We start from the raw sequence: 2,299 nt of genomic DNA, 5'->3' as shown, positions 1-2,299 counted from the left end.
GTCCTTGGTCAGCTCGTGGAGGTTCCAGGCGGCATCGACCTTGGGGCGCAGGACGGCCGACAGGCGCTCCGGGGTGAGCGCGGTGACGATGCCGTCATCCAGCACACCGGCCGCATGCACGACACCCGTGATCGTCCGGCCGTCCAGCGCCAGCGCGAGCGCCTCGCGGTCGGCGGCGTCACAGGCCACCACCTCGACGCGCGCGCCGAGTTCCGTCAGCTCGTCCACCAACGCGGACGCGCCACCCCGGCGGCTCAGCAACAGCAGCTCGCGCACACCGTGCTCGGTCACCAGATGCCGGGCGACGAGACGGCCCAGACCGCCGGTGCCACCCGTGATCACGACCGCTCCCTCACCCCAGCCCGACGAGCGTCCGCCGGGGGCCACGCGGGCCAGCCGGCCCACCCGGACGACGCCGGCACGAGCGGTGAACTGGAAGTCGCCGCCGTCCAGTTGCGCGGACAGGACGGGCAGGGCCGCCTTCACGTCCGCCGCGCGCTCGACGTCGAGCAGGGCGAACCGCCCCGGGTTCTCGGACTCGGCCGCCCGGACGAGACCCCAGACCGCACCGCCGACGAGGTCCGCGACCTTTCCTCCGGGCACCGCGCCCTGCGTCGTGAACACCAGGCGCGCATCGGCGAACCGCGGCTCGGCAAGCCACTCCTGCACCAGGCCCAGTGCCCACGCCGTCGCCTCGTGCACGGCCTCCGGCGTCGAACCGCCCGCCACCGGCGCGAGCACGACGTCCGGCACCTCACCGGACACGTCGGCGAGCGACGGCACGTCCTCGCCCAGCGTGACGGCCCGCACGGGCCCGGCGGCGCGCGCCGCGACGTCCACCCAGTCGAGCCGCAGCAGGGCCCCGGCCGGTCCGGCCTGCTCGGCCACGGCGGGCGGCTCGCCCAGCGTCAGCGAACCCGCCGACAACACGGGACCACCCGCCGCGTCCGCGACCTCGACGGACACCGCGTCCGCGCCCGCCCCCGCGACCCGCAGCCGCACGACGGCAGCGCCGGTCGCGTGCAGCGCCACGTCGCGCCAGTCGGTGGGCACCAGGCGCGCGCCGTCCTCCGCCCCGGTCAGGCCGGCGATCTGGACCGCCGCCTCCAGCAGCGCCGGGTGCAGCCCGTACGGCGCCGCGTCCTCGGCCCGGCCCGGCAGGACGGCCTCCGCGAACACCTCACCGCCCCGCTGCCACACCGCCCGCAGCGTGCGGAACGCCGCACCGTGGTCGAGCGGGTCGTGGCAGGACTGCGGATCCACGGCCACCGCGTCGGCCGGGGGCCAGACGGAGGCGTCGAAGCCGCCTTCCCGCTCGCCGACGGCCAGCGTGCCGGTGGCGTGGCAGGCCCACGGACCGTCCACCGCGTCCGCCGGCCGGGCGTAGCAGCTCAGGGACCGCGTCCCGGCCTCGTCCGGCGCACCGACCACCAACTGGACGACGACGGCGCCGTCCTCGGGCAGCACCAGCGGCTCGGCCAGCGTCAGCCGCTCGACCCGGTCACAGGCCACCTGGTCACCGGCGCGGACTGCCAGCTCCAGGAACCCGGTCCCCGGGAAGACGGCCACACCGCCCACCCGGTGGTCGCCCAGCCACGGCTGAGCCTTCAGCGACAGCCGTCCGGTCAGCAGCACGCCGCCGGAGTCGGCCGGGGTCACCACGGCGCCCAGCAGCGGGTGCTCGGCCGGCCGCAGACCCGCGCCGGTCACGTCGCCCTGGTGCACGGCCTGGGCGGGCCAGTAGCGCTCGTGCTGGAAGGCGTACGTCGGCAGGGCGACGCGCCGGGCGCCGGTGCCGTCGAAGACGCGGGCCCAGTCGACGGGCACGCCGACGACGTGGAGGCGGGCGAGTGCCGTCAGCAGGACGCCCTCCTCCGGCCGGTCGGGGCGCAGCGCGGGGGCGGCGACGTGGCCGGAGCCCTCGTCGGGGTCCTGCCCGGAGGGGTCCTGCGCGGAGGCGTCCTGCGCGGCGAGGTTCTGCTCGGCCAGCGCGGTCAGCACGCCGCCGGGGCCGAGCTCCAGGTAGTCCGTGGCTCCGGCCTCGCGCAGGGCGCTGAGTCCGTCGGCGAAGCGGACGGCCTCGCGGACGTGACGCACCCAGTAGTCCGGGGAGGTGAAGTCCCCTCCCAGGGCGCCGGTGAGGTTGGAGACCAGCGGGATCGACGGGTCGTGGTACGTCAGCCCGTTGAGGACCTCGCGGAAGTCCTCCAGCATCGGGTCCATCAACGGGGAGTGGAAGGCGTGCGAGACCTTCAGCCGCGTGGTCTTGCGGTCGGCGAAGTGCTTCTCGATCGCCGCG

At 76.2% G+C, this 2,299-nt stretch carries 1 protein-coding gene; it reads right to left on the bottom strand.

The features are described 5' to 3' along the window. Window positions 1-2,299 (bottom strand): SDR family NAD(P)-dependent oxidoreductase (locus PUR71_RS11500; protein WP_329926721.1); only part of this gene is annotated, 2,299 nt, incomplete at both ends.

Origin of the sequence: Streptomyces sp. SP17BM10, assembly GCF_036322405.1 — a bacterium.
Classification (GTDB): domain Bacteria; phylum Actinomycetota; class Actinomycetes; order Streptomycetales; family Streptomycetaceae; genus Kitasatospora.
Note: the sequence above shows the minus strand (reverse complement) of the source record. Positions and strands in the feature narration are given on the sequence as shown.